This window comes from Streptomyces calidiresistens (genome assembly GCF_014141525.1).
GTDB lineage: Bacteria > Actinomycetota > Actinomycetes > Streptomycetales > Streptomycetaceae > Streptomyces > Streptomyces calidiresistens.
Map to the genome: position 1 here is coordinate 1 of NZ_VKHS01001025.1, position 1,629 is coordinate 1,629.

The 1,629-nt window shown below is 63.0% G+C and carries 2 pseudogenes; both read right to left on the minus strand.

Annotation, left to right across the window (positions count from 1 at the left end):
• Nucleotides 1-335 precede the first annotated feature (335 nt).
• A pseudogene (locus tag FOE67_RS25135) lies at nucleotides 336-1,369 on the minus strand (IS701 family transposase).
• 63 nt (nucleotides 1,370-1,432) lie between these two features.
• Nucleotides 1,433-1,629: pseudogene (locus tag FOE67_RS29730) on the minus strand (hypothetical protein); the annotation flags it as partial.

A 1,629-nucleotide genomic window follows, 5' to 3' on the forward strand; every position in this document is an offset into this window, starting at 1 on the left:
GCCTTCAGACCCGGATGCCGGTGCCGGCGCTGCCGCACGGGCACCAGCGGCTCGACCCGCGCCCACAACTCATCGTCCACCAACCACGGTTGAGGATCACGCTTCCCCACACCCGAACAACCGAACCAACCGGCCGAAGGACACGGCCCAACCTCATTGCGTTAGGAGCCCTTAGTACTGCAACGACACTTCGTGATGTCCTCTGCGTTTGTAATGGCTGATGCGGGCTCGGGCTTGGCTTCTTCTTCGCCACAGGGACCAGGACATCACGTCCCGGGCATGGTGTCGGACGGGTAGGGCGATGTGATTGAAGAGTCGCCTGGCCTCGTTCATGTTCAGGGGTATGAGGGGGTGATCGACATCGCTTTGGAGATCCCCTTTTTTGCCTCCGCTCGCAGGATGGCGAGGAAGGCAAGCGCGGCCATGGAAAGGGTTATGTGCCGATACCAGGCCGTGTATCCGCGGACCTGGTAGTGATCGAGACCGGTCTCGTTCTTCGCGGTTTGGAAGCATTCCTCGACCATCCACCTCGATCCCGCCACCCGCACGAGTTCCTCCAACGGCGTTCCGGCGGGACAGAAACAGATGTAGTAGGCGATCTTCTCCGGATCGGAAGGGCTGCGGCGGGCCAACAGCCAGTGATCCCATCCCGGGCGACGCCAGGGCCGGATCGCCGCCGCCACCCACTGGTACTCCCGTCGCCCCGGGCCCCGTCACCGCAGCTCAGACGTCTCCAATCCCCTTCCGGCAGGCCGCCGATCAACTCCTTGGCACGGGCCCGGCCGAACAACTCCATCGTCATGACCATCTGCGATTTCGGTACCGCGAGCACATGGGGGATGTCGTGTTCCTCCAGCTACATCCGGATCCGACTCGTCTGACCGTAGAGTTCATCGGCGGTCACCCACCCGAACGGAATCCCGGCCGCCACGGCCCGCTCGAGCATCCGCAACCCCAGATCGGTTTTGGTCGCGAACCCCACCTCATCACCGATACCGGCGGCCCGGCATCGCTCCCGATCCGACGTCCAGTCCTTCGGCAGATACAGCTCGCGGTCGATCAAAGCCCGCCCCCTCCCGGACTCGTAGGCCAGAAAGACACCGATCTGGGAATTCTCGATCCGACCAGCCGTCCCCGAATACTGCCGCGCCACCCCCGCCGATCGAACGCCTTTCTTCACAAAACCCGTCTCATCAAGAATGAGAACCCCGCGCTCGGCATCCCCCAGATGCTTCACCACCGCCTCGCGCAAGTCATCACGCATCGCGTCGGCATCCCCCAACAGTCCCCGCAGATAGGCGACCATCCGCCGCCGGGGCCCCACCCGACCGAATCGCCCCGCGAACCGCGCCACGAAGCCATCGAACATCCCCGACCAACCGCCGACCACCTCTTCGTTCACACTCCGACCAACGAAGCCATGCCCACAACGTCACGGAGTGTCATTGCAGTACTGAATGGTGTCTGTCGCGTATCTGGTGTGCGGGGCCCGGAAGTATCCTCTGACACGGACAAGGAATTTCTGGATTCCGTGGAGGATGCTGCGGGTTGATGCCTCCAGATGAGCCCGGTTGTCGATGACCTTGTCGGCGAGTTGACGTTTGAGGTCAGCTGAGGTCGGCGTTGACG